Annotated in this window: 16 protein-coding genes; 8 read left to right on the top strand and 8 right to left on the bottom strand. The window is 68.4% G+C overall.

Annotated elements, in window-relative coordinates; translation table 11 throughout:
- Positions 1-88: 88 nt before the first annotated feature.
- The 4 genes from C3B71_RS12825 (at position 89) to C3B71_RS12810 (ending at position 5,684) form a co-directional block, all read left to right on the top strand.
- Entirely contained in the window at positions 89-913 is an 825-nt protein-coding gene (locus C3B71_RS12825; protein ID WP_234415921.1) for a carbohydrate ABC transporter permease, read from the top strand.
- 1 nt (position 914) lies between these two features.
- Positions 915-1,769 carry a carbohydrate ABC transporter permease gene (locus C3B71_RS12820; RefSeq protein WP_073329119.1) on the top strand — a complete coding sequence of 285 codons (855 nt, stop codon included), beginning with the start codon at positions 915-917 and terminating at the stop codon, positions 1,767-1,769.
- A 178-nt stretch (positions 1,770-1,947) separates the two neighbouring features.
- On the top strand, positions 1,948-3,495 hold the full coding sequence (locus tag C3B71_RS12815) for a hypothetical protein (RefSeq protein ID WP_146752394.1): 1,548 nt from the start codon (positions 1,948-1,950) through the stop codon (positions 3,493-3,495).
- A gap of 92 nt (positions 3,496-3,587) precedes the next feature.
- On the top strand, positions 3,588-5,684 hold the full coding sequence (locus C3B71_RS12810) for a phosphatase PAP2 family protein (RefSeq protein ID WP_108968540.1): 2,097 nt from the start codon (positions 3,588-3,590) through the stop codon (positions 5,682-5,684).
- A gap of 66 nt (positions 5,685-5,750) precedes the next feature.
- Here C3B71_RS12810 and C3B71_RS12805 read toward each other — a convergent pair whose 3' ends face one another.
- Both C3B71_RS12805 and C3B71_RS12800 read right to left on the bottom strand, forming a co-directional pair.
- Positions 5,751-6,527 carry a LuxR C-terminal-related transcriptional regulator gene (locus tag C3B71_RS12805; RefSeq protein ID WP_108968538.1) on the bottom strand — a complete coding sequence of 259 codons (777 nt, stop codon included), beginning with the start codon at positions 6,525-6,527 and terminating at the stop codon, positions 5,751-5,753.
- A 100-nt stretch (positions 6,528-6,627) separates the two neighbouring features.
- A complete protein-coding gene (locus C3B71_RS12800) occupies positions 6,628-8,025 on the bottom strand; it encodes a sensor histidine kinase (RefSeq protein ID WP_170866467.1) in 1,398 nt (465 codons plus the stop codon).
- A gap of 140 nt (positions 8,026-8,165) precedes the next feature.
- Between C3B71_RS12800 and C3B71_RS12795 the strand changes: the two genes are divergently transcribed.
- Together C3B71_RS12795 and C3B71_RS12790 are read left to right on the top strand one after the other, a co-directional pair.
- A complete protein-coding gene (locus tag C3B71_RS12795; RefSeq protein WP_181574860.1) occupies positions 8,166-9,038 on the top strand; it encodes an ABC transporter ATP-binding protein in 873 nt (290 codons plus the stop codon).
- Complete coding sequence (locus C3B71_RS12790; protein ID WP_108968536.1) at positions 9,035-10,417, top strand: FtsX-like permease family protein; 1,383 nt, start codon at positions 9,035-9,037, stop codon at positions 10,415-10,417. Before C3B71_RS12795 ends, C3B71_RS12790 begins: the two co-directional genes overlap by 4 nt.
- A 405-nt stretch (positions 10,418-10,822) precedes the next feature.
- On the opposite strand, the gene C3B71_RS12785 is transcribed toward C3B71_RS12790, so the two are convergent.
- Entirely contained in the window at positions 10,823-11,092 is a 270-nt protein-coding gene (locus C3B71_RS12785; RefSeq protein WP_073329368.1) for a ribbon-helix-helix domain-containing protein, read from the bottom strand.
- A 212-nt stretch (positions 11,093-11,304) separates the two neighbouring features.
- Entirely contained in the window at positions 11,305-15,867 is a 4,563-nt protein-coding gene (hrpA, locus tag C3B71_RS12780) for an ATP-dependent RNA helicase HrpA (protein ID WP_108968534.1), read from the bottom strand.
- A gap of 61 nt (positions 15,868-15,928) precedes the next feature.
- Here hrpA and C3B71_RS12775 point away from each other — a divergent pair, with 61 nt between their 5' ends.
- Positions 15,929-16,924, top strand: a complete 996-nt coding sequence (locus C3B71_RS12775; protein ID WP_108968531.1) for a LacI family DNA-binding transcriptional regulator — start codon at positions 15,929-15,931, stop codon at positions 16,922-16,924.
- Positions 16,925-16,999: 75 nt separating this feature from the next.
- On the opposite strand, the gene fucP is transcribed toward C3B71_RS12775, so the two are convergent.
- From fucP to C3B71_RS12755, 4 genes are all read right to left on the bottom strand, one after another.
- Positions 17,000-18,340 carry an L-fucose:H+ symporter permease gene (gene fucP, locus C3B71_RS12770; RefSeq protein WP_396027142.1) on the bottom strand — a complete coding sequence of 447 codons (1,341 nt, stop codon included), beginning with the start codon at positions 18,338-18,340 and terminating at the stop codon, positions 17,000-17,002.
- A gap of 76 nt (positions 18,341-18,416) precedes the next feature.
- Entirely contained in the window at positions 18,417-18,845 is a 429-nt protein-coding gene (locus C3B71_RS12765; RefSeq protein WP_108969929.1) for an RbsD/FucU family protein, read from the bottom strand.
- Positions 18,846-18,856: 11 nt separating this feature from the next.
- Positions 18,857-20,380: a rhamnulokinase gene (locus C3B71_RS12760; RefSeq protein ID WP_108968529.1), complete on the bottom strand. Its 1,524-nt coding sequence runs from the start codon at positions 20,378-20,380 to the stop codon at positions 18,857-18,859.
- Positions 20,381-20,393: 13 nt separating this feature from the next.
- The gene (locus C3B71_RS12755; RefSeq protein WP_108968527.1) at positions 20,394-22,166 is read right to left on the bottom strand and encodes an L-fucose isomerase; all 1,773 of its coding nucleotides are present in this window, start codon (positions 22,164-22,166) and stop codon (positions 20,394-20,396) included.
- A gap of 212 nt (positions 22,167-22,378) precedes the next feature.
- Here C3B71_RS12755 and C3B71_RS12750 point away from each other — a divergent pair, with 212 nt between their 5' ends.
- Complete coding sequence (locus C3B71_RS12750) at positions 22,379-23,044, top strand: class II aldolase/adducin family protein (protein ID WP_108968525.1); 666 nt, start codon at positions 22,379-22,381, stop codon at positions 23,042-23,044.
- The last annotated feature ends 645 nt before the right edge of the window (positions 23,045-23,689 follow it).

Here is a 23,689-nt window from a genome sequence, read left to right as displayed (position 1 = left end):
AGAAACAAACTTGGAAAGAACTCATAAGAAGCGGCGCTGGGGCAGGTCCCCGGGGACGTACCACTGGCAGCCGTTCGTCTTCGTTGCAGTGATTATTGTCCTCTACCTTGTGTTCTTCGTGTGGCCTGCCGCGAGTGGATTGTTCTACTCCTTCACGAACTACAAGGGGCGGGGCAGCTTCAGTGCGGTTGGGCTATCGAACTACGCAAAGCTGTTATCTGACAAGGACTTCTACTCGGCGCTGCTGCGCACTTTCGAATACGCGGTTATCGCCGTGCCGCTGGGGTACGTCCTCTCGCTATTCTCCGCGGTCATACTCACAAGCAAGCGTGTCGTCGGTGCGGCCCCCGCCCGCATGCTGCTGTTCATGCCGTGGCTCATCTCCCCGATCGTAGTCGGCGTCATCTGGCGATGGATGTTCGGAGAGAGCTTCGGGCTGATCAACTATCTGCTCTCGTTGGTCGGACTCGGACAGCCGTCGTGGCAGACGAGCTCGAACTTGTCCCTGGCTGTCGTGATCTTCGCTGGTGCCTGGGCGGGGACGGCTTTCAATATGCTGCTCTTCATCGGCGCCCTCAAGAACGTCTCGACCAGCGTCAAGGAGGCTGCCGCCCTCGATGGCGCCTCCTCCTGGCAGACCTTCTGGCACATCATCCTGCCGTCTATCCGGCCGACATCCTTCATGGTTATCCTGTTGAGCACCCTGGGCTCAATGAAGGAGTTCGCCCTCGTCCAGGCCGTTAACGGCGGAGGCCCCGGAACGTCGAACAACTTCATCGTCCAGTACATCTACACCACCGGTTTCTCGCGGGCGAAGGTCGGCTATGCCAGCGCTGCATCGATGGTCCTCATGGTCATCCTGCTGATCCTATCCCTCGTCCAGCTTCGCCTTAACCGTGACAACGAGGCATGATATGGCTACGAGATCCAAGCGCATCAAAGAGGGTGGCCCGCAGGAGCGCAAATCCATCACATTAACGCTCCTCATGTGGGTTGTCGCCGCTATCTACGCGTTCCCCGTCCTGTGGTTCGTCCTGTCATCATTCAAATCGAACGGCGAGTTGTTCTCGTTCCCGCTGTCCTTCCTCCCGAGGAGCTGGACGCTCGGCGGGTACGCTGAGGCGTGGACCCGTTTCAACTTCGCCAATTACTTCAAGAACACCTTCATTGTCGCGTTCACGACGACCGTTCTTACAGTCATGGTGTCGGCCGCCACGGGCTACGCCCTGGCGAAGTACAAGAACCGCTGGCTCAAAGTGCTCTTCGTCTGCCTCCTCATGACGACGATGCTGCCCACCGAGGTTATCCTCTCTCCGACCTTCCTCGTCATCCGCGATCTGGGCCTGTACAACAATCTCGCAGGCCTCATCATGCCCTCAATCATGACCGCCACCGGCGTCTTCATGTTCCGTCAGTTCTATATGGGCGTTCCCGACGAGCTCCTGGAAGCCGCTCGCATCGATGGGTCCGGAGAATTCCAGACATTCTTCAGGATCATGCTGCCGCTCGCCAGGCCCACGGCTGTTACCCTGGCCATCTTCTCCTTCCAGTGGCGCTGGAACGACTACATCTGGCCCCTCATCGTCATCTCGGACAACGACAAGTACACCCTCCAGGTCGCGCTGCGTTCGATCGTCGGCGCCGAGAACATCAACTGGTCGGTGCTGCTGTCGGCCTCCGTGATCTCGATCCTGCCGCTGCTAGTCATATACCTCGTGTTCCAGCGCAACATCATGGACGCGAACCTTGGATCCGGAATCAAGGACTGAAAGAGGTCGAGTCGTGACGGCAACGGTTGGTATGACCGCTCCGGCAGGGCCTACGGGGGTTGATCGCACCTACCTCGCTGCTCTGCATGAGAATGCGGCGTGGGAGGCCGACACCCTCCTCGCCACTGAGGAGTCGTTCCTAGCCGCGAGGCCCTCTCATAGGCGGCTTGCGCGGGCGATGAAGATCGCCGTCGCCTGCCACCTCTCGGCGGGCAGCCGGTTGCACGGCGACCGGTCACTCATCGCCTACGCCGATCGCCTGACGAGGTCCCTTGAGACACTTCAGGGTGACTCCGGCCTCTTCAGTGGCGACAATCTGGACTCTCCGCCCGACTCGTCCTTCACGGCCAACGACCTCATGGAGAGCCTCGAGCTCCTCGATGCCGACGCCGGCGACGACGTACGGGCCCTTAGCCGGCGGCTCGAGGCGATGGTACGGAGGCTCGATCCAGCCCTCCAAGCCGGCGGCGTGCACACACCCAACCACCGTTGGGAGTTGGTTGAGGCGCTCACCCATCTGGAGCGGCGTTGGCCTGACCCGGCGCGTCGTGCACGCATCGATGAGTGGCTAGCCGAGGGGATTGATGTCGATACCGACGGGCAGTACTCCGAGCGATCGGCCAACTACGCGATCGACGTCTCCAATCGTAGCCTGCTTAGTATCGCGACCGCCCTCGGGCTGCCGGCTCTCGTTGACGTCGTCGAGCACAACCTCACAACGATGACCCTGCTCACCGACCCCGCCGGGAACGTCGAGACCATGCACTCGCGCCGGCAGGATCAGCGTGGGGACGTAACCGTGAGCCTTGGGCGCTTTCACCACCAGCTTCGGCGCATCGCGATCGAGCGCAATCGCTCAGACCTCGCATGGTGGGCGCAGCGCGCCTGGGACCTCGGCATTCCCAGCGGGGGCGACGAGTTGGCCTGCGTTCTCCTGCACCCCGTGACAGCCAGTTTGATGCCGACGCCCGTGGCGCCTGCTGACGGCGTCCGGGTTCTCGACTCGGGCCTGGTTGTGCGAACACACGGAGACCAGCGCCTCGTCGTCGACGGCTACTCCGATTACCCAGCAGCGGGACGTATTGCATCCGGGCTCGCATGCAACCCGACGTTCATGCACGCCTGGCTCGGCGGCGTTGAGCTGCGCTCGTTGCGCCTCTCCCGGAACTTCTTCGGTCTCGGTCCCTTCCGGCCCACTGACTGGGAGACGAGCGATGACACGGTTGTCCTGCGAGAGAGCGCAAGCGCCGACTACTACCTGCCGCTCGACGCTGCCTCGCGTCATGAGGACGGCACCTACGACATGGAGTTCGAGGGACGCTTCGCGGCCCGGATGGCATTCTCCCGGCGCAAGACCATCTCACTTCGTCTTGACACGGAGGTGAGCATCCGCGATCTGCGCGACGGTATTGAACTCTCCGTCGACCTTAAGGGCCCTTGTACGGGAGCCTGTCTCGAGATCGCGCTCGGCGATGACGTCGAGGTCGACGGTGCCCGCGCGCTGGGGGAGGAGGCGTTCGTCCTCAACAGAACGGCGACGCTGAGCGGTAATGACGGAACCGTCATCGACGTCGTCGCCGACCGTGTGGGCCGTGTTCCGGCCTTCTATGAACCCGGTGAGGAGTACCGCTACCTCGGCGGCACCGACGCCCTGGCCGGGACCCGCCTCTACGTCACCATCGACATCCCCGGCACGCTCACGCTGCGCCTCACGCGCGCGGCGTGAGGCGGGCGGATCGCCCTCCCGGACTCGCGTCGACCGGCGTACGGGCTGAGACCACTTGATCCCAATGCCATACGTAAATCCCCAAGGAGCCAATGATGTCTTCCTTCCGGCATGACCGTCACGACTATCAATGCGGCGGTATCGCGCTCACGACGGTGCTCGTGCTGGCCATGTTCCTGATCCCCAATGCCGTCGCACAGACCGCGGCGACTGATCCGCTTGATCCCGTGCCTGCTGCTAACGGATCGTATTTCGTTGAGTCCTATTCGACGAATACGACCGCCAATCTCGCGGCGGACACCAATGCCGCGGTGAGCCTGCTCGCGGAGTTCTATGAGGTGTGGGAGCCCGGTGAGACCCCCGCCGACGGCACCATCCTCAACGAGTCCTTTCAACAGGCCAATATTGCCTACTCGGAGAACGCCACCTCCGAGCGGACCGAGGAGCAAGCGGTGCAGGCCTACCTTACAGATCGTCGCAACCAGTCTTACAGTGCGATTGACGGTCTCGGCGTGGACGCACCGCTGTTCCGACAACTCGCTAACGCCGGCACCTCCATAACGGAGGACATCCCCGCAGACTCCACGACCGTCAAGTACTCGGACACAGGGAATTCCAACGGAGCGTGGGCGGACACGGACTCGGACCTGGGCGCCGTCGTCGCACTGGTAAACGCCGTGCGCGGGGCTAACACCAGCTCGAATCCGGCGAAGCTGGCGTTCCGGTATCCGCGTCCGTTCCGCTGGAGCACGGATGTCAGAGTCGCGGACGTCCTCGGGGGCGTTGAGTTGGCGTCAGATTCACTTACGGACGGCGGATTCCCCTCCGGCCACACGAGTGCCGGCTACATGGCCTCTCTCGCTCTGGCTTACGCCGTGCCCGAGCACTACGCCGAGCTGGTCGCCAACGCCTCCACGATTGGCGACTACCGCATTATCTCCGGCATGCATTCCGCCGGCGACGTGATCGGTGGGCGCACCCTCGGGACGGCACTGGCCGCGGCGACGCTCTCGAACGAGGAGAACGCGGGCGTCAAGGAGCAGGCCGTCGCCGATGCCGCGACCGCTCTCGATGCTACCGACACGATGACCCAGGACGAGTACGAGTCTCTCCTGGCGGTCTACACGGAGCGAATGACGTACGGGCTGCCCCTCACCGACTCGACCGATGAGCCGGCGGTAGTGCCGATGGGGGCCGAGGTCCTCCTTGAGACCAGATTCCCCTACCTAAGTCGGGACCAGCGGCGCGAGGTTCTGCGGACCACCGCCATCGAATCCGGGCATGTCCTGCTCGACGACTCCGAGGGATGGGGACGGCTCAACCTCCTCGCAGCCTCCGGCGGCTACGGGTCACTCGACGGTGCGACCGTCGTGAGCCTTGATGCCTCGGCCCCCGGCTATGAGGCGGCGGACACATGGCGCAACGACATCCATGGCGCCGGGTCGCTCGAGCTCGACGGCACAGGCCGACTCACGCTCTCAGGTGACAACACGTTCAGCGGCGGCGTGACCGTGAACGGCGGCACCCTCGTTGCCGACTCGATGACCGCCGTCGGTAGCGGAGACATCACTGTCGATGACGGCGTGCTCTCGGAGACCGTCGACGAACCGGTCGAGGTGACGGGCACGGTTGCACTCTCCGACGCTGCGGAGCTCAATTTGTCGGTAGTCGCAGGGAGCGCGACGCCAGGCTCGCCTGCGAGTACTGCCACCACGTCTGCCCAGTCCCCGAGCCTCACTGTCACGGGAGACATGGCCATCGATGGGGCACTGGTAGTCTCCGGTGACACGACGGTTCTGGCCGAAGGAGGCTCGCTACTCCTCGCGACTGTGACGGGCTCCGTATCCGGCGCCTTCGACTCGATAACTGTTGAGGGCGTTGACGGATCATTCAAGATGATCTTCAGTAATGGACAACTGTGGCTCGTACGGGTGAGCACAACGATCCCGCCCAGCGCTTCTTCATCGGCGGCCACATCGGTGGCGGTGACGGATCCGAGTGCGCCCACCGACAACGCGTCCCCCAACGAGGCTACATCCGTCGTCTCGGTCGGGACGCCGGTCTCTCGCCCTCAGGATCTTGCCCGTACGGGCACGTCCGTGCTGCCCGAACTCGCTGCCGCTGCCGGCCTGGTCCTCATCGGGGCTGTCCTGACGACCAGGCGCCGGTGGCGCCACCGTGCTTGCTGAAGCCTGAGACCACTCACCGCCTATTGCCTCGTTGGTGGTCTCTGCGAGGGATGCTGCCCGGTCGGCTCAGGCGTGGGCGCGCAGCCAGGTCAGCACGGCGCGCACGCGGCGGTTGCCCTCCTCGGGCGGCAGGTCCAGCTTGGCGAAGATGTTTGCGACGTGCTTGGCCACGGCGCCGTCGGACACCACCAGGCGCTCGGCCACCTGCGAGTTGGACAGTCCCTCGGCCATAAGGGCGAGCACCTCCTGCTCACGCGGGGTCAGGCGCGTCAGCGCCGTACCCTCCGCAGCTCGGCCGCGGCCGTACGCAGCCTCCGCGCGCCGTCCATCGGCGGCGTGCGCGTCCCCCTGCGCGGCCTCGAGGCCATCACGCCGGGTGAGCTCCAGGGACGAGCCCGCACGCATGAGCCGGGACAGCACTTCCGGGTCGACCACCACCCCGCCTGCCGCCACCACGTCCAGGCTCCGCATGAAGTCGCTGACCCGGCCGACGCGCTCCTTGAGCAGGTAGCCGACCCCGCCCGCACCGGCATCGGGTCCATCCAGCAGCTCACGTAAGTAGGGTCCGGCCACGTAGGCGGAAAGGACGACGACGGGCAGTCCCGGATAAGCGGCACGCAGGGCGATGGCGGCGCGCAGACCGTCGTCGGTGCCGGTCGGAGGCATGCGCACATCGGTTACGACGACGTCTGGCAGTGCCCCCGCCGTGGCCATCTGTTCGACCTCCGTGCGCAGTGCATCGGCGTCCGCAACCTGCGCCACCACCTCATGCCCGGCCGCGGTGAGCAACCCGGCCAGGCCCTCGCGCAGGAGGGCGGCGTCGTCGGCGAGCACGATCCTCATGGGCCCATCCTGCCGTAGGCGGTGGCCCCGGTCGGAACGACGACCACGGCGCCGGGAGCGGACCGCAGTCGGACTGTGCCCGGAGCGCGCCCGGATGGGTTCAGCCCCGGGCCCATGGCGGGATCAGCGGCGCGGTCAACGTCAACCTGGTGCCGCCTCCCGGAGGCGAGTCGATCAGCAGGCGTCCGCCGACGGATTCCACGCGCTGCGTCATGCCCGCCAGGCCGGTCGAACCGGGGAAGAGCGGATCGGCGCCGCCCGCCCCGTCGTCGCCGACGGTCACGGTCAGTCCGTCTGCGGTCACGACCATCTCGACCCGCGCCTGTGCCGCCGGACCGGCGTACTTGGCGGCGTTGGTCAGCGCTTCGGCGACCGCGAAGTAGACGGTGGTCGCCACCGGCGAGGTGATGGCGGCCAGATCGTCGTCCCCTCCGACTACTGTCACGGATGTGGGCAGAGGCGCCCGTCCGGCGAGGTCGCGCAGCGCCGGTGCCAGGCCGCGTTCGGTCAGGATTGCCGGCCGAATGCCGTGCACGGTCTCCCGCAGGCTGCGCAGGGAGGCCTCGACCTCCTCCTGCGCGGAACGCACGTCCGCCCGCAGCGCCGCAAGCGCCTCGGCCTGGCGGCCCGTGGAGGCGGGGTTGCCTGAGCTGTCGGAGGGGATGACGCCAGCGGGGGCGACGGCGGGGCCCGCCGCGCGACCGGCGGGTGAGCCGATCCCCGCCAGCCGACCGGCGTGCAGCTCGGCCGCGCCCAGGTGCATGGCCGCCGCCACCAGCCGCTGCTGTGCGCCGTCGTGCAGTTCGCGTTCAATGCGGGCGCGTTCGGCGTCGAAGGCGTCCACGAGCGTGGCTCGGCCGCTGGTCAAGTGGCCGACCTCCGCGGCCAGGGCATCCAGACGGGCCTCCTCATCGGGGCGGGACAGGGCCGCGGTCATGCGGCAACGCAGATTACCTATGACCAACAGCAGTCCCAGCAGGATGATGAGACATACCAGCGCGATCGGCTCCAGCCACCAGACCTGACCGAAGGAGGTGGCCGAGTACGACCAGCCGACGAGGTCGCGCAGGCTGACTTCCAGCGGCTGCTCGGGCGAGGCGATGAAGGGGCCGACGGCCAGGACGCCAACCAGTATCCCGCCTATACCGGCGACGAAGAAGCCGACGGCGCTGAGCAGCGTGCCGCCCAGAACCAGCGGGACGTCCTGCTTCCAGAAGGCGGCCTGGACCACGCGTCCCCGCAGCCACGCCCACAGTTTCCCGGGTGGTAGGGCGCGCGGGGCGTTAGCGCCGGCAAGGCGCGCCAGGGCACGGTCGGCCTCGGCCAACAGCGGCAGCGTCAGATGAAAGGCCAGCAGTAGGGGTATCGCGGCGACCACTAGGGGCAGGAATGCCACGGCGTGAAGGAGCTCGATGAGCACCAGCATGCCGCGGCGCCCCCAGCGGTGGGGAGTTTCGCTGTGGGGTGCGATGTCGGCGGGTACGGCTGCGATGGCCATGTGTAGACCCTATGGCGGCCGACCGCGCCTTACACGGGTGCCAGCACCCGCCCGGAGTGGACCTGGCACCACCGGGCTGCCGGCGGGACGGGCGTCGGCACCAGTGACCGGACCCGGGCAACTCGGGTTTCCTGACTGCCATGGCAGCCTCAGCATCCCGAACCGACCCGGAACCGACGCAACTCGCACCGGCGGCGCAGACAGCGGCGCGCGGCCCCGCAGCCGCCCCGCTCACCGGCCCGCCCGGTGGACCGACAATCCGGCACGAGGCGCCGGCAATCGACGTGGCCGCACTCCGGCGCGTATTCACGCTGCCCGGACGGCGTCGTGCGGCCGTCACCGCCGTCGACGACGTCGCCTTACACCTGCAGGCGGGGAGTTTCACCGCCCTGGTCGGGGCCTCTGGCTGCGGGAAGTCGACGCTGCTGCAGTGCATCGCGGGACTGGACCGGCCCACCTCCGGGACGGTGCGGCTCCTCGGCACCCACACTACCGCCCTGCGCCCCCGCGACGCCGCCCGCTTCCGGGCCGACCATGTCGGCTTCATCTTCCAGGACGACAACCTCGTCTCGGCCCTGTCCGCCAGGGACAACGTCGCCCTGCCCGGGCGGCTGCGGCGGCGCCCACTGCCACGCACCGCCGTCGATGCGGCGTTGGAACGACTGGGGCTGACCGGTCAGGCCCACCACCTGCCCCACGAACTCAGCGGCGGGGAACGGCAGCGGGTAGCCATCGCCCGGGTCCTGGCCTCCCGGCCGGCGCTCGTGTTCGCCGACGAGCCCACCGCGGCACTCGACGTCGCCGCCGGTGCGGAGGTGTTGGACTGGTTGGTTGAGTTGAGCGCCATGGGCACGACGGTGCTCATGGTCACGCACGACGCCTCGGCCGCGGCACGCGCCGACGAAGTCCTGGTGATGGGAGCGGGCCGCCTCATGTCCGAGATGCCGGGCGGTGACGCCGACGCCGTCGCCCGGGCCGTCCTGCTCACCCGTGGGGCGGGTGAGGCGCGATGATGCACCTACTGTTCGCCGACCTGCGGCGGCACGCCTCCTCCTGGACCTGGGCCTGCGTGGTCGCGGTTGTGGCCGGGGCATGTGTATCCGGCCAGTTCATGGTCATGCACGGCTCGCTGCGTACGGCGTCGGCAGCCACCGGCGTCAACCAGTGGGGCATTTCCATTCGCGCCGATATGACCGACGCCGCCCACACGGTAAGCGCGTTCATCATCGCCTCCGTGGTGCTGGCGACGGCGGCGGTGCTCACTTCGACGGCCGCACTCGTGATCGCTGAGCACCAGCGGGACCATGGCCTGTGGCGGGCGTTGGGGATGCGTCCGGGAACACTGCGCGCAATTCTGCTCGGGCAGCTGGCCGTCGTTGGCGCCGTCGGCTCCCTCGGCGGCGGGGCACTCGGGTGGCCGGTCGCTCGCGCAATGGTGCCGCTGCTCATCGACCAGGAGGTGGCACTGCCCGGGACGACGCCGCAGTGGGAGACGGGTGATCTGATCTGGACCGCGGTGGTGGTCGCCGGGGCCGAGATGATCGGCGGATGGGGGCCCGCGCGGCGGGCCGCCCGGGCGACGGAGATGGAATTGATCGCCGGCCGAGGCGGTGCCGGGAACGCATGGAGTCTGCGGCGCCTGCTCGGAGTACTGACCCGAATCGCTCTGGTCGGCGGGTTCGCGACCGGAGTGGTCGCCGCGGCGGTGACGGCTCGCAGCGCCGGGGCCATGACCGACGAGGCCATCAATGCCGTCATTTTGGGGTCTTTCAGCGCTTTGGGGCTGGTGTGCGTGCTGACGCCCGGGCTGGTTCCCCTCCTTGAGCGGCTGCTCGGGCTGCTGCCGGCGCGCGGCCCGGCCTGGCTGGTGGCCACCAGGACGGCCTCCCTGCAGTCGCGCCGCTCGGCCGCCACGGTGCTGCCGTTCCTGGTGGCGATCGGACTGGTGGCGGTCATGTTCGGTGCCACGCACGCCGGTTTCGGCAACATGCGCCTGTCTGGTTTCCTGGCGATGTTCAGCCTGGCGCTGGTGACCGCCTGGAGTGGTGGTGTCGCGGTGATCGCGATGAGCGCGAGCGGCAGGCGACGCGACGCGGCGCTGCTGGAGGCGGCCGGTGCCCGGGAGCGCACGGTGCTCGCGGCGCAGGTGTTGGAGGGGGCGCTGCATGCCGGCGCAGCCGTGATTCTCGGACTGCTTGTGTCGGTGGCGACCAGCGCTTTCATGGCGGCTGCATCCGGGGCGGGCGTGCTGGCCACGATCGTCCGCGGTCCGTGGGGAGAACTCGGCGTGGTGGGCGGGCTGGCACTGGCCACGACCTGCCTGGCCGTCGTGGCCTCGGCGCGCGCAGGACGGGAACGGAGCGTCGGCGAGGTCCTTCGGGCACGGGAGTGATGGCTGCCCCGGACGTGACCTTGATCGGAAAACGCCGACGGGTATTTCGATAGTTCTCAGCTTGAGGGTTTGGCGGGGTGGCGGTTGCCGGGTGAAGGCCGCACGGTGGTTCGGATGGGCCCCGATGGGCGGCGTGCGGGCTAGGAGCCCCGCCGGGGGTGCGGTGATGCTCATGTAGTTGCCACAATCGATGACAAACACCGCCCACGCCCGCCGGGCCTGATCTGGAGCCCGCATGATTCCAAGGTTTTGTTTGCGGACGTCGACACCCGCCTGCCTCGTTTGTCATCGATTCTGACATCCCAGGCGCTCGTCCGGGAGTAGAGGACATGTTCCGCTGCGTAGTGGATGTCATCATCGTTGAGGTGGCCTCGTTGGTAGTGCTTGCGTGCGGAGCGGTGGATGTCAGGCAACGTGTGCCCACTCGCGCACGGCGGTACGGATAGCCTCCGAGCGCGTGGTGATCCCATCGGCCTCGGCGCGTGCGGTCGGGGCAGCGATCGTTTCGGCGTCCAGGCGCACAGTCAGAACCGAAGTGGGGCCGTTGCCCAGTGGCGGACGCCCACGTCGTGGAGCTGGAAGCTTGGATAGGTCATAGCCGGCCTCGGCCTCATCGGCCCAGGCCTGGATCTGGTCATCACTGACGGAGTCGCCATGTAACAGGTGCTTATCCACGGCTTTTTTGTATACGAAATTACGGGTCTGGTCGTCGACGGCGTGCGATTCCGGCGGTGAGCACGGCCCGAAGCTGCCCGGCGCCGACCTCAAGACCGCCAAGGCCGTCATAGACACGATCGGCACTGACTGAACACGCGAGCTACGCACAGAGGAGATAGCGGAGACCGCCGTGCGGGGCTCCTTCCGGGGCCTCGCGATGACGGCTCCGCTCAGACCTTGGCCAGCAGCTTGCTGATGCGCTGCACGCTGACCTTGCGGGCGGTGCCGAGCGTCTGGGCGAACAGGCTCACGCGCAGCTCTTCGATCAGCCAGCGCGCCTCAACCAGCACGGCCTCCCGCTCGGGATCCGTCGGTAGCGCCGCAGCCCGGGCCCGGGCATCGGCCAACAGCCGCTCGGCCTGCTCCACCTGGTAGGCCAGCGCCGCATCCTGGCTGGGGGAGGACTCCGCCTTACCCACGCGCATTGCCAGCGCCTGCAAATAGCGGGGCAGGTGCCGCAGCTGCTCCGGCGGGGTGTCGGCGATGAAACCGTCGTACACCAGTGCCGCCGCATGCTCGCGCACCTGCTGCAGCGTATTCAGCAGCGCCAATGAGGTGTGGGTCGACACCTCCCGCTCGACCTCCCGCTGGGCGGCGAGCGTCTTGGCGGACACCTGCGCCACGCGGTAGACCTCGTCCTCCAGCTCCTGACGCATGGTGGCCACCAGCTGCTCGAACACGGTCTGCTCCCGCACGCCGGCCAGGGGCGTGCGCCGCGCCGCGGCCCAGCGGTCGGCGATGCTCCGCGCGGCCGTCAGCTGCATGTCCTCCACCAGTGCCTCGGTGCTCCGATAGGGGCTGGCCGCGAGCGTCAGCGTCTCGGTGGGGTTCCACCGGGAGGTGATGCGGGCCGTGGGCAGGGCGGTACGCGCCAGCGTCAGCGCCGTCACCCCGGCGCCGTGCGCGCGTTCCTGGGCGACGGCGTCGGGCAGGATCCGCAGATCCGCGCCTCGCGCCCCCACGGCCACCAGCGCCGGGTAGCCGCGCACCACCAGGCCGGCCGTGCCCGGGGTTTCGATCGTGGCCGGAATCGTGGAGTGCTCCGGACCCTCCAGGCCGGTGACGTCCTTTGGCCAGTCCGTCAGTCCCGCACGCTCGGCCAGTCCCGGCCCGACGGCGCGGGTCCCCTTGTCATTCGCCGCGGGTGCGGCATTGCCCCCGGCATTTCGGGAGGCAAACGCACCCGCGTCCGGGCCGCCGCCCTGGCCGCGCCGCCTGCCGCGTCCGCCGCGACGCCGCCCCTGGGAACGCTGTGCATCGGCCATGGCCTGGGCGATGGCGCCATGCACGGCGTCGCGCACGGCCGCCTCGGTGCGCCCGGCCTGGCGGCGCTGCAACACCACCAGGTCCTTATCCCGGTCGAGTTCCCGGCCGGCCCCATCCACGGCCACGAAGGCGATGCGCAGGTGGTCGGGCAGCCGCGCGGCGGCCTCCTCCCAGTCGGCCTCGGTGATCTCCACCTGCCGCAGGCGCCCCACCGCATCCGTGAAGGCCTCCCGGAAGGGAACCCCAGGCGCCGAAGGCGCCCCCGCGCCTCCGGCCGCACCGGGGACGTCCCGGCGGATCTCCTCCCACATCTGCGCCCCGACGTCGGGCGCCGGCACCAGTGCCCGACGTACCCGCTTGGGCAGGGCGCGGATGGTTGCCACCACGAGCTCGGGGCGCAGACCCGGCACCAGCCAGTCGAAGCCGGTCGGCTCCAGACGGCCCAGCACCTCCACCGGAACCAGTACGCTCACACCGTCGTTGGGCGTCCCCGGCTCGAAGACGTACTCCAGGCCGAGCGTGAGATCGCCCTGCACCCAGGCGTCGGGGTAACCGGCGGTGTCGTCCCCGCCGGGCAGCAGCAGCTCGCGGGTGAAGTCGAACAGGTCCGGACGGTTGCGGCGCTCGCGCTTCCACCAGGCGTCGAAGTCGTTCGCGCCATAGACGTCGTCGGGCAGGCGGTCGTCGTAGAAGTCGAACAGGGCCTCGTCGCCGGCCAGCAGCCCGTGCTCGCGGCGCCGCTGCTCGACGTCGGCCAGCTCCTCCAGTAGCGCCCGGTTGCGCTCCACGAAGCCGTGGCGGGCATGCCAGCCGCCCTCCACCAGCCCGGAGCGAATAAACATCTCCCGCGCCAACTCGCGCGCATCGGCGGTGCCGACCGAGGCGAGCGTGGCCGGGCGGTCGGCCACCAGGGTCATCCCGTACAGCAGCAGCTTCTCGTGCACCATGGCGGCACCGCGGCGCGTGGACCAGTACGGCTCCCCATACACCCGGTGCAGCAGCCCGGCAGCCCCGGCCGCCTCCTCGATCCAGCGGGCATCCACCTTGGCGACCGTCCGCGCGAACAGGCGGGAAGTCTCCACCAGCTCCGCGGTCATCACCCAGTCGTAGGTCTTGCGGCGCAGACCCGAGCCCGGCCAGATCACGAAGTGGCTGCCGCGGGTGCCCGCATACTCGCGACGACGCTCGTCCCAGGTGCCCACATTGGACAGCAGTCCCACCAGCAGGGAGCGGTGGATGGCGTCCGCGCTGGGCGTGTCCGCACTGCGACCCAGGGCGACGACGGCTGCCGCCACGTCCCCGTGGGCAATGGTGGCCGCCTGCGTGCCCGGCTCCAGGCCGGCGGCCGCCGCGCGCACGGCGCTCGCGGTGGGCAGGTCGACGGGGGCGGCGGCGAGTCCCAGCGGGCGGGCGAGTTGCCGCAGCTGGTTGTACACGTCCTGCCACTCGCGCACTCGCAGGTAGTGGAGGAACTCGGAGCGGCACATGCGCCGGAAGGCGGAGCCGGACAGGTCGCGCTGCTGGGTGCGCAGGTAGCGCCACAGGTTCAGGTAGGTCAGGAAGTCGCTGGTCGGCTCGGCGAAGCGCCGGTGCAGGGCGTCGGCGGCCTCCTGATGGTCGGCGGGGCGCTCGCGCACGTCCTGCATGGACAGCGCTGCCACGATCACCATGACCTCGCTGACGCAGCCGCGTTCACCGGCCTCCAGCAGCATGCGCCCCAGTCGCGGGTCGATGGGCAGCCGGGCCAGGCGCTGGCCCACCTCGGTCAGCCGCGGCCCACGGACGCCGTCGCCCCGGCCTCCCCGCCGTCGCCCCGAGCCCTCGCGGCCGGAGGTCTCGATGGCGCCGATCTCGCCCAGCAGCTGGATGCCGTCGCGTACGGCGCGGGCGTCGGGGGCGTCCAGGAAGGGGAAGTCCTGCACGTCGCCCAGGCCGAGCGCCGCCATCTGCAGAATCACCGAGGCCAGCGAGGTGCGCAGGATCTCCGGCTCGGTGTACTCCGGGCGCGACTCGAAGTCGGACTGGGAGTACAGGCGGATGGCGATACCGTCGGCGACGCGCCCGCACCGTCCGGAGCGCTGGTTGGCGCTGGCCCGGCTGATCGGCTCGATCGGCAGGCGCTGCACCTTGGTGCGGTTGGAGTAGCGGGAGATGCGCGCCAGGCCCGGGTCGACGACGTAGCGGATGCCGGGCACGGTCAGGGAGGTCTCGGCCACGTTGGTGGCCAGCACGATGCGCCTGCACGTGTGCGCCTCGAACACGCGGTGCTGCTCGGCGGCGGACAGGCGCGAGAACAGCGGCACCACCTCGACGGCGCCGGGGGTGGAGGTGCGCCCGTGCGGGGTGTAGCGCGGACCCAGGTGGTCGATGAGGGCGGATTCGGTATCGCGAATGTCCCGCTCTCCGGCCAGAAAGACCAGGATGTCGCCGCTGCCGGCGGCCATGAGCTCGTCGACGGCGTCGAGGATGCCGGTGACCTGGTCGCGGTCGGTTTCCGGCGCGGGTTGTGCCGCCCCGGTGCCCTGCCGTCCCCGGGCGGCGGGGGAGGAGTCCTGGACGCCGGAGGCGTCGGCGTCGGGGTCGTCGGGGTCCGTGGGGTCGAGAACCAGCGGCCGGTAGCGGATCTCCACCGGGTAGGTGCGCCCGGACACCTCGATCACCGGTGCGGGCACCCGTGTGGGGCGGGACTGTGTGGTGGTGTCGCCATGTTCGGCGAGGGCGTCATGGCCGCCTCCGGCGAGTGGGGCGTCCTGCGCGGTGGGCGCGGTCTGGCCGAAGTGGGCGGCGAAGCGCTCGGAGTCGATGGTGGCGGAGGTGATGATGACCTTCAGGTCCGGGCGCTGGGGGAGGAGTCGGGCCAGGTAGCCGAGGATGAAGTCGATGTTCAGGCTGCGCTCGTGCGCCTCGTCCACGATGATCGTGTCGTAGCGGCGCAGCAGCGGGTCGGACTGGATCTCCGCGAGCAGGATGCCGTCGGTCATGAGCTTGACCAGCGTGCCCGGGCCGGTCTCCTCGGTGAAGCGCACCTGGTAGCCGACCACGCCGTCGGGGCCGATGCGGGTGGACAGCTCGTAGGCGATGCGTTCGGCCACCGAGCGGGCGGCGATGCGCCGCGGCTGGGTGTGGCCGATCATGCCGGTGATGCCGCGGCCCAGCTCGAGGCAGATCTTGGGCAGCTGGGTGGTCTTGCCGGAGCCGGTCTCGCCGGCCACGATCACCACCTGGTTCTCGCGGATGGCGGCGGCGATCTCCTCGCGGCGGGCGCTGACGGGCAGCTCCTCGGGGTAGGTGATCACGGGTACGGCGGCGCGGCGGGACTCAATCTGCGCGGGGGTGTAGCCGTGCCACTGGCGCCGGCCGCGCCGGGGGCGGGGCCCTCGTGAACGCCGCCCGCGAGTGCCATTGCCGTTGTTGCTGCCGGCTTCAGGGCGGTCCGCGCGCCGGGTTGGTCGCTCGTTGTCACTCATCAGGCCGCCTATTGTCCCCCATCCCCGTCCGTCCCGGCTCGCCACGCGTAACATACGGGTCATGCCCAGCCCCGTGACCCTCGCCGATGTCGCCAGTTCCGCCGGGGTGTCCTCCCAGACGGTCTCGCGGGTGCTCAACAACCATCCATCGGTCCGGCCGGGGACTCGCCAGCGAGTCATGGCGGCCGTGACCGCACTCGGCTATGAGCCCAACCTGGCGGCGCGGTCCCTGGCGTCGGGGTCCTCGGGCGCCGTCGGCATCCTGCTGGCCGCGAGTCTGTCCCACGGCATGTCCGAGATCTTCGCGGCCCTAGCACGCGCTGTGCATGACCACGGCAGCGAGTTCATCCTCGCCACGGCCGACGGTACAGACCCCGCGTCGGTCACTGCGGCGCTGGCGCACCTGCGCGGGTACCGGGTCGGCTCGATCGTGGTGCTCGCGCAGCGCACCGATGTGTTCGCGGTCTTGTCGACCCAGCGCGACCAGGACCGTATCATTGTGGTCATCTCGGGACAGCATGCGTTCGCGTCGCTGAGGACGGTGGGCATCGACCAGGCGCTGGGCGAGCGCCTGGCTACCCAGCACGTCCTCGACCAGGGTCGCCGTCGTCTACTGCACATTACGGGCGATCTCGCCTGGCAGGACGCCACCGAGCGCCTGTCCGCCTACCAGGCGGTCTGTGCCGAGGCGGGGGTCCCGGGGCGATGGATCGGTACGGACGCATGGACGGGTGAGACGGGGGCGCGCGTGGCCAGACGCCTGCTGGAGTCCGGGCTGCCCGACGCCATCCTTGCCGCGAACGACGACATTGCCCTCGGTGTGTGCCACGAGCTGCTTGCCGCGGGCGTTCGGGTGCCCGATGACGTGGCCGTGGTGGGCTTCGACGACATACCGCAAGCTCGCTGGTCAACCCCCTCTCTCAGCACGGTGATACAGGACTTCGACATGCTCGGGCGCCAGGCGCTGGCGCTGACCGCCGAGGCCCTGGACGGCGGCTCCCCCGAATCGATGACACTGACGCCCGAACTCGTCGTGCGCGACTCCTCGCGCCCTTGAGCGCGTCGCCCCGGTCCCTCTCCCGCGGCGGGGAGCCCGGTCGTGGACCCCTATGCGGCGAGAGTCCAGGCGCTCTCAGGCGGCGGACGCCGCGGGCTTCGGATCCTCCAGACGCAGCGTGTAGAGAGCGTAGGCGGCGCACACGGCCAGGCAGACCGCGACCACCACGTAGGAGACGGCGGCGGACGAGCGATCTATGACCCAGGACTGGACCAGCGGCATGGTGGCACCTCCGATGATGGCCATGACCAGGCCGGCGGCGCCGTACTTCGTGTCCTCTCCCATGCCCTTGAGGGCCTCGCCGTAGATGGTGGGAAACAGCAGGGAGATGCACGCCGAGAGCATCGCGACAGCGACGGCGCCGACGATATTGGCGCTCACCGTGCTGAACAGTGCCAGACACACGCCGGTCACGCAGGTGACGACCATGAGCCGACGGCCGTCGTAGCGGCCCATCAGCCACACCATGACGAAGCGGCTGACGAGGAAGACGATGAGGGAGCACTGCAGCCAGTAGCCCGCGACGGTGTCCGATACGCCCAGGGTCTCGGTGACGTAGTGGAGCATGTAGGTCCAGATGCAGGTCTGGGCGGAGATATTGAAGTACTGGGCGACCACACCGAAGCTGTAGCGCTTGTTGGCCAGCAGGCGCTTGAACCGGCTCTGGGAGGTCGTGCGGCTGACGGTCTCGGGCGGGCGCTCACGGACCTTGACAGTAGCGATGCTGATGGCCAGCAGGATGTATAGGAAGGCGAGGACGACGTAGGGTCCCATGACGGCCTGCAGCTCGTCGGAGCGGGTGGCGAGGAGTTCGGCCTCGGTCATCGCCTCGCGTTGCTCGGCGGTCGCCGGGTTGACGTTGGGCAGGATGAGGGTCGCGGCGAGCAGGACGCCGAGGTTCGAGCCGATGGGGTTGAAGGCCTGCGCGAAGTTCAGGCGCCTGGTGGCGTTGTGTGCCGGGCCCATGGCCATGACGAAGGGGTTGGCGCTGGTCTCGAGGATCGATAGGCCGGAGGCGAGCGTGAACAGAGCCGCGAGGAACACCGAGTAGGTCATCACATGCGACGCCGGGATGAACAGGAGACCGCCGGTGGCGGCGAGAGAGAGCCCGATAAGGACCCCTCCCTTGTAGCCCAGGCGCGAGTTGATCCACGCGGCTGGCAGCGCCAGGCAGAAGTAGGCGCCGTAGTAGGCGGACTGGACGAGTGAGGACTGGACGTTGTTCATCGAGAACACGGACCGGAAGACCTTGACGAGGGGATCCGTCATGTTCGCGGCAAGGCCCCAGGCGGCGAAACACGCCACCAGGAGGCCGAAGGGGATCGCCATCCCCGGATGAAGGAACCCGCGCCCGGGGGCAGTGCTGTCGCCGGGGCCGGGATCGGTGGAGGTCGTGGGGGGTACTGCGGTTGACATGGTTCTGCTCCGTTGCAGGGGTGGATTCCCGGACGCAGCCGGGGGTGTCGGGTCGAGTGCGTGCGGCTGCGGGTTCCTACAGGACTCCCTTCTTGAGGATGAGGTTGCCATACAGGGCGGTCTCTCCGGTGATGACCACCGCGGCGACGGACGGCGTGTGCTCGTAGAAGGCCATGCGCTCAATGGTGCGTACCACGACCGGCCCGGCCTCCTTCTCGGCCTCGGTCCAGATCTGCTCGTAGACGTCCCACACGGGCGGACGCGGGTCGTCACCGACGGGCTTCATGAGGGCGACCTGGTAGTCGCTGTACCGGTCCAGCGGCATGAGCCGGAGGATCGAGCGCAGCAGGTCGGGGATACCGAGGCCGTCTGCGCGCACCGTGACGGGGTGCAGGTGGTGGCCGGGGAAGTTAGCGTCGGCGAGGAGAATCTCGTCTCCGTGCCCCATTTCGAGCAGGATCTTGACGAGATCAGGAGACAGGTTGGCGGGTATATTGCGGAGCATCATCGCTCCTTTCATCGTGTGGTCGGATACGTGGTCGGTGAGGGGCAGGACGCGGTTGCGGAGCGCAGGCGCTCACGCATCGCGTCGAAGGGTGCGGCGTCTCCGGGCTCGATCCGTTGTGGAGACACCGAGCGGGCGATGACGTCGGCCCTCTCGGAGGGGGCGATGACGCCGGTGGCCTCGAGCTGGGCGAGGATGTTGCCGAGTGCGGAGGCCTCGGTCGGGCCCGCGATTACGGGGCGGTGACAGGCGGATGCAGTCATCTGTACGAGCAGAGTGTTGCGGGCCCCTCCCCCGACCAGATGGATCGGGGCGGCGGGGTCGAGTCGGTCTCCGACGACGTCGTGCAGCAGGTACGCGTAGTTGGCGTGGGCGCAGGCGAGTGACTCGAGGATGAGTCGGACGGTCTGCGCCCGGTCCGTAGGTCGCAGACCGTAGTGCTCCAGGCACCAGTTGGCGATCTTGTCGGGCATCCGGCCCGGGCGCACAAAAGCGGGGTCGTCAGGATCGATGACAGCGCCCAAGGAGTGGACCTCGGAGGCCGCGTCGAGCAGTGCCTGCGTGTCCTCCTCGTCCCAGGCCCGCTGGCACTCCTGGAGGAGCCAGAAGCCGGTTAGATTGCGCAACAGACGCACTCCGCCGTCGGTGCGGACCTCATTGGTCAGTCCGGCGCGCCTAGCGGCGTCCGTAACAACGGGTTCGGGCAGGGTCGCACCGACGAGGCTCCACGATCCCGAGGAGATGAACATTCGCACTTCTTCGGGACCAAGGCCAAGCACGTGGACGGCGCAGGCGGTGTCGTGCCCACCGGGACGGACGATGTCGATCCCCTCCGCCGTCCGGCCGGCCAGGGTGGCGTCGTCGACGATTTCCGGAAGCCAGCCCATGGGGATGCCCGCGGCCATTAGGACGGGTTGGGACCATGCGTCGGCGCCGGGCCGTGCCAGTCCTGTTGTGGAGGCGATGGTGCGTCCCACCTTGGCAGGTGCCCCCATGAGGTGGGCGATCAGGTCCGGCAGCGGGAGGAGCGTGCCCACACGGTCGGTCAGATCCGGCTCCTCGCGCAGGTCAGCGAAGAGCTGGTAGATCGTGTTGATCTGCTGCGGCAGGACCCCCGTGGCCCTCCATGCCGCGGCGGGGTCGAGCCGTGCGTCCAACTCGGCGGCCCAGCGTGAGGACCGCGCGTCGCGGTATGCGCGCGGGGCCCGCAGGAGGGTGCCGTCCGTGCCGAGGAGGCCGTAGTCGACGCCCCAGGTGTCCGTCCCGATCGAGTCGGGGAGGCGCCCGGTGAGCGTGGTCGCGGCCTCGATGCTCCGGCGCACGCCCTCCAGGATGAGTGCGAGGTCCCAGGTGAGGTACCCGTCGCGCTCCATCACCTGGTGGTGGGTGCGATGGACCTCTTGGGTGGTGACCACCCCATCCTGGTAGCGCCCCAGGACGCCGCGGACCGAACTCGAGCCGAGATCCAGTGCGAGGGCGTCGTGCCTACGGTCGTGGCTCGACTCCTGGTTGGGGTGTGCGCCGGTGCTCGTCATCGTGGTGCGTCCATCAGCGGTAGATGGGGCCAAAGGCGGCGCAGGCCCGGAAGTCGGCCCCTTCCAGGTCGGCGGTGCCGAAGGGGATCCAGGCCTTGGGACGCAGGATGTGCTCCCGCGGGATGTTGTGCATGTACACGGGGATGCGCAGCATGGCGGCGAGGGTGAGCAGGTCGGCACCGAAGTGGCCGTAGCCGGTCGCGGTGTGGTTCGCGCCCCAGTTGGCCATCCAGTCGTAGACGCTGGTGTGAGCGCCCGCGCCGGTCAGGCGGGGAACGAAGAAGGTCGTCGGCCAGGTCGGGTCGGTGCGGTCCTCGATCGTGGTGCGGACCTCATCGGGCAGGGAGACGGTCCACCCCTCGGACACCTGGAGGACCGGACCCTGGCCGGCGACAAAGTTGAGCCGCGCCGCCGTGACGGGCATGTCACCGGCGGTGACGAAGTGCGTGGAGAACCCACCGCCGGGGAAGTATTCGCGGGTTGCGGCGTGGAAGGTTGTGGTGGCCAGGTCATTGGCGATGTCCTCGTCGGTGATCTCCCACCAGTGCTTGATGACGGGATGTCCCTGTGAGTCTCGCTCCTGACCGGTGGCGTTGAGGGTGGTGGCGCCGGAGTTGCGCAGGTCAATGAACCCGTCGGCGGCACGACCCTCAAGGGTGTAGCCGGTGATGCGCTTGACCGATTCGGGGCTCCAGTAGGTGCGCACGTCGCTGAAGAGCTGGGGGCGGTGGGTGAGCAACGAGTTGAAGAGCATCGTGATGGCGTTGGCGGCGTCGGCCTCGGTGGCGAATACCTTCTCGGGATGCTTGCCGTTCCAGTCGAAGGTCGTGTTGATCATGGTCTCCATGAGATCGCCATTGGGCTTGAAGTCCGTCCACTGGCGCTGGCCCTGGAACCCCGCGGCGATGGCGTCGTGCCCGCCGGCCTCCTCGACGAAGCCCAGTTCGGCGAGCCTCGGGTTGCCCTCCATGAGGTCGCGTCCGATGAGGATCATCTTGACGCAGTAGTCGAACTGGGCGTTGTACTCCTCCTGAGTCACACGGTTGTGCTCGGGGTTGTGGTTCTCACCGATGCGCAGGTTTTCCCGGGCCCAGTCCAGGGCCTTGTCGTACTCCTCATGGTCGTAGATGCCCTGCTCAATGCGGCGGTCGATCTCAATCATGTCGATGTACTCGGTGCGCATGCCGAGGTAGTCGGCGAGGAATTGCTCGGGCGGGCGGCAGCCGGCGATGCCCATGGAGACGGTGCCGATGGACAGGTAGCTGCGTCCCTTCATGAGGCCGACGGCGAGGGCGGCGCGGGCGTAGCGCAGCAGGTTCTCGACGACGTCGTCGGTGAGTCCGGAGTCCTCGGCATCCTGGACGTCATGACCGTAGATGCCGAAGCAGGGTATGCCCAGCATGTTGTAGGCGCTGGCGGCGGCGGCCAGGGTGACCGCTCCCGGGCGCTCGGTGCCGTTGAAGCCCCAGATGGCGTGGGGGATGGAGGAGTCGAGGTCGAGCACCTCGGTGATGTAGTTCCAGGAGGCGGTGACCGTGAGATCTGCGCAGACGTTCTCGGTGCGGAACTGCTCCTTGCAGGCGTTGGCTTCGCTGACGCCACCGATGGTGGTGCTGGAGATGACGGTGCGTACCGGGGACCCGTCGGGGTACGTGAGACGGGAGGCGATGAGTTCGGCGACGTCGTTGGCGAGCCGCATCGTCTTGTCTTCGAGGGACTCGCGCACGCCCCGACGGCGACCGTCGATCAGGGGCCGGATGCCGATGGCGGGATAGGTGGTGGACATGGGCTTGCTACCTTTCGCTGGGCGTCGGTGACCAGAGACGCGCCTCAATGAGAGCGCAAACAAAGTATGTGCACCGCAAGCGGATGGCGTCAAGTAATTATTCGCAGCGTCCGGTGCTGTAGACATGAGAGCGCAAACATGGCATCGTGGGTGTGCTGCGATCTCGCGGCGGGATGCATCGCCGCGCCGCACCTCATGGAAAGGCTCATCTCGTGCTTCTTCACCACGCCCGCGAGCAGATCGCCGAGGCCTGCGCCCACCTGTCAGCAGACGGCCTCGTCGTGGGCACCGCGGGCAACTTGTCCGTACGCGAGGGGGACCTCCTCGCCATCACGCCCTCCGGCCTGCCCTACGAGGACATACGCCCCGACCTCATTGCCGTCGTCGAGTACGCCACCGGGAGGCAGGTAGAGGGGCCGCTCAAGCCGGCCTCGGAGCTCGACCTGCACCTGACCACCATGCACTCGACCGGGCTCGACGCCGTCGTCCACACCCACTCCCGCGCGGCCACGACCGTCGCCAGCCTGGAGGGAGTCACGGCCCTGCCCGCGGTGCACTACTACATCTCCATGTTCGGCGGGCCGGACGTGCGCGTGGCCGACTATGCGGTCTACGGCTCTCCCGAGCTTGCCGCCAACGTCGCCAAGGCACTTGAGGGACGCACCGCCGCGCTCATGAGCAACCACGGCTCCGTCGTCGCCGGTGCCGACCTGCGCAGCGCCTATACCCTCACTCTGGAGTTGGAGTGGGTCTGCGAGCTCTACCTGCGCACACTCGCTGTCGGTACCCCCAAGCTCCTCAGCGACGAGCAGATCGACACCGTCGCCAGGAAGATTCGCGACACAGGCTACGGCCAGTCCGCCCCTCAGGAGGGCTGAGCAGCCCGCAACAGCCTCTTCACGGCCGCCGGCGGTCACTGACACTTGGTGCCAGGACGTTCTCGGGTCCCCCGCCCATCCGCTTCCTTCCCTTCAGCGGGGTCGGTCGAGATGACCACCGAGGTCGGTCGAAGCTACGTGTCGAAGTCGGTAGAAGTCACACCCCGCGGTGTGGTCGGGTGGTGCCGGTTGACCTTTTCCGACCTTGGGGGACGGTTTACGACCCCGGGAGGGTCGTAAACCGGCTCTTCGTGTTTGTGAGGGTGTGGTGGTTCGGCTCGGGTCTTCGCGGCGGGTCCTGGGGGTGTTGAGACGCGGGGCCGGGGCGCTGGGTGCGGCGCCATAGGGCGGCCGTAGGGTGTGTTGGGTACGCCCCTTCGGTGTTTACTACTCCGGTTTGACCTCTGCTGAAGGCTCCAAAGCCCTTCAGCAGAGGTCAAACCGGAGTACTAGAGCACGAACCGGAGTAGTAGACGGCCCGGGCCACGGACACGAGGACGCTGCCGACCTCGTCTCGCGGCCCAGGCAGTAGCCGAAGCGCCCGGCCCCCGCCGCCCGACATCCTCCTAGGCCGCCAGAGCCCCGTAGTAGCCCCGCGTACTGGCTCAGCCCGAATCCAGGCCGGACCCAGACCCACGCACTCAC

This window comes from Actinomyces sp. Z16 (assembly GCF_003111765.1).
Taxonomy (GTDB): domain Bacteria; phylum Actinomycetota; class Actinomycetes; order Actinomycetales; family Actinomycetaceae; genus Actinomyces; species Actinomyces glycerinitolerans.
This window is presented reverse-complemented; position numbering and strand designations above follow the sequence as displayed.